This is a genomic window from Burkholderia sp. E168m23 (genome assembly GCF_016586125.1).
In the GTDB taxonomy this organism is placed as follows: Bacteria; Pseudomonadota; Gammaproteobacteria; order Burkholderiales; family Burkholderiaceae; genus Burkholderia; species Burkholderia orbicola.
In genome coordinates this window covers 1-2,854 of the sequence record NZ_BCPP01000916.1, presented here as the reverse complement: position 1 = coordinate 2,854, position 2,854 = coordinate 1, and the positions used below count along the sequence as shown (strand labels likewise).

Genomic DNA, 2,854 nt, shown 5'->3' with positions numbered 1-2,854 from the left:
GGTGCGCCAGCCGACGTTCGCGAACCGCTTGTCGAAGCCCGCGCCGGTCGCCGCCTGCTCGCGACTGAACGCGATGTGGTCGTAGCGCAGCCCGCTCACCCACGCGAGCCGCGGCAGCACCTCGAGCCGGTTCTCCGCGAATACCGCCGCCTGCCGTGCGCGCGTGCTGAATTGCGGCACGGTCGGGTCCGGGCTCGTGAACACACCAGGATCGAAGCCGTGCGCGGGCACCGTCGTTTCGCCACCATACGGCGAATTGTTGGTACCGCTGAACGTGATCTGGCTGAATTCCGTGCCGACGACGAAACGGTTCGCGCGACCGAACAGCATCCCGTCGAAACGCGCGCTCAGCCGATCGCCGATCTGCCGCTGATGATGGCCGATGTCGAGATAGTCGCCGCGCGTGACGCGTCCCGTCGCGAGGTCGAGCACATATGACTCGGCGTTACGCCAGTGACGGTTCGATGTCAGGTAGTAGAGCTGGTTGCTGATCGTCACGCCGGGCGCGGGCCGGTAGCTGGCCGACAGGCGCGTCCACTGGTCGTAGTACGAAATCGTCGCGTCGCCGACCGTGTAGTTCAGCTTGCGCAGCGACGGATCGAGCACGCCGTGCGGCGCCGGCACGCCATAGTAGGTCGCCGGCATCTGGCGCCCGTAGTCGTAGTCGAGCGTCAGCGTGAGCTGCGGGCTCACGTCGAATGTCAGCGCGCCGCCGATGGCCGTCGTATGGGTGTCGGCCCGCTCGGCGAGACCGTTCGCACGCGCATCGCTTGCGTAGAAGCGGTACGACAGCCGCGGGCCGAGCGCGCCCGTCGTATCGAACGCGAAGCGCTTCGCGCCGTCGGGGCCGACGCCCGCCTGCAGCGTCGTCTCGCGCGTGCGCTGCGGCCGCTTCGGCACCACGTTCACGACTCCGCCGATCGCCCCTTCGCCGTACAGCACCGATGCCGGGCCGCGCAGCACCTCGATGCGCGCGACCGACCACGTGTCGAACGGAAACGTGATCGTGCCGGCCGCCGGCATCAGCCGCACGCCGTCAAGCAGCGTCATCACCGATTCCTGCCCGCTGAAGCCGCGCACGCTCAGTGCGGTGCCGCCGGTGCCCGGTGCGATCGCGCTCGCAAAGCCGGCCGTGCGCGTGACCGCGTCGAGCACCGTGCGATCGCCGCGTGCGTCGATCGTGTCGGCCGTGACGGTTTCGACGCTCGCGGGCGTGTCGAGACTGGCAAGCCCGAGCCGCGAGCCCGTTTCGAGCGGTTGCGTCAGCGGATCGGCCGGCGCGGACGACGCGGTGACGTTGATCGCCGGCAGCGCGTGCCGGTCATCCGGCGCCGACGCCGCAGCTTCGGCGGCCAGCGCGCCGGTGGTGGCCATCGCGCAGCCCAGCAAGGTCGTGCAACTGCGTGCCGCGCATGCGCGCCAGGCGCCCGTGTTCCGGCGCGGCGCGGCATGGCGCCGCGCCCCGCGCGCCGGGGTATGTCCGGTTCTCGTCACGTCGTATCGATCTTCGTTGGTGTCGCCGCACGCGGCCGGCCCGGGTAGCCCGGCCGGCCGGCGACGAAAACGTCAGATGATACAATATATCAACTTGATCCGTCAGGGTTTCGACAGCTTGAGTTATCGCCCCGCGCGGCTACAGCGGCAAGTCGAACTTGTCGCGCTACGGCCGGTTACGTGCCGCGAACGCGAGCATCCGCGCACGCGCATGCCCGCCGCGCGCCTCGTCGAGGCCGCGCACAACCTCGCGCGCGGGGCTCCGCAACGCGGCCGCAAGTCGGTTGCACGCTAGCCGCCACCCCGCTCAACCGCCGGTCTTGAACGCCGGCAACTGCTGCCCGAGCCGCGCGCCCATCTCCGCGCCGAGCGCCTGCAGCGCATTGAACGGCCGGATCATCACCTCGAAGTCGACGATCCGGCCGTCGTCGTCGAAGCGGATCATGTCGATTCCCTTCAACGCCTTGTCGCCGATGGTCGCGCCGAACTCCAGTACGACGCTCTTGCCGTCGTCGGTCGCGAACTGGCGGTGATACGTGAAGTTCTCGAGGATCGTGATCACCGTGCGCAGCGCCATCAGCAGCGCGGGTGCCGGCCCGTACGGCTTGAACGCCATCGGCGAACGGAACGTGGCGTCCGGATGGACGATCGATTCCAGCGTGCCGAAATCCTTGCGTTCGACCATCGCGTGCCATGCGTCGAGCGATTTCGCGACGGCGGGATGAACATTCAGCGGCGAGTGCGTCATCGCAGTCTCCAGTAACGTGGTTGGACGGGGGAAGAAACGAATCGGTATCAAAGGGTCGCGGCCAGCGTCGTGCCCTGGTGAATCGCGCGCTTCGCATCGAGTTCGGCGGCCTCGCATGCGCCGCCGATCAGATGCACGCGGCATCCGGCTGCCTGCAGTTGCTCCGCCAGCTCGCGCGACGGCTCCTGCCCCGCGCAGATCACCACGTTGTCCACCGGCAGCATCTGCTCGACGCCGTCGATCGTCACGTGAAGACCTTCATCGTCGATGCGCCGGTACGTGACCGCCGACGACATCCCGACGCCGCGCGCCTTCAGCGCCGTACGGTGAATCCATCCGGTGGTCTTGCCGAGCCCGTCGCCGACCTTCGACGCCTTGCGCTGCAGCAGATGTACGTGCCGCGCCGCCGGCTCGGGCCGCGCGACACCCAGCCCGCCGGCATTCGCATACGACCGGTCGACACCCCATTCGCTGAAGAACCGGTCAGCGTCGACACGTTCGCCAGCGTCGCGATGAACGAGATATTCGGCGACGTCGAAGCCGATGCCGCCCGCGCCGACGATCGCGACGCTGCGGCCCACGGCCTTGTCGTCGCGCAGCACGTCGAGATAG

General features: G+C 68.7%; 3 protein-coding genes. All 3 read right to left on the bottom strand.

All coding sequences use genetic code 11. The features are described from left to right. The coding region (locus JMF90_RS31890) for a TonB-dependent siderophore receptor (RefSeq protein WP_201325924.1) at nucleotides 1–1,374 on the bottom strand (1,374 nt) is incomplete at its 3' end. A gap of 427 nt (nucleotides 1,375–1,801) precedes the next feature. Continuing rightward, entirely contained in the window at nucleotides 1,802–2,242 is a 441-nt protein-coding gene (locus JMF90_RS31885; protein WP_011545128.1) for a nuclear transport factor 2 family protein, read from the bottom strand. Nucleotides 2,243–2,289: 47 nt separating this feature from the next. Next, nucleotides 2,290–2,854 (bottom strand): FAD-dependent oxidoreductase (locus tag JMF90_RS31880; protein WP_201325923.1); only part of this gene is annotated, 565 nt, incomplete at its 5' end.

Bases quoted from the DNA above. Each gene is read 5' to 3' on its own strand.
- JMF90_RS31885 (WP_011545128.1), bottom strand. From the start codon at position 2,242: ATGACGCACTCGCCGCTGAATGTTCATCCCGCCGTCGCGAAATCGCTC.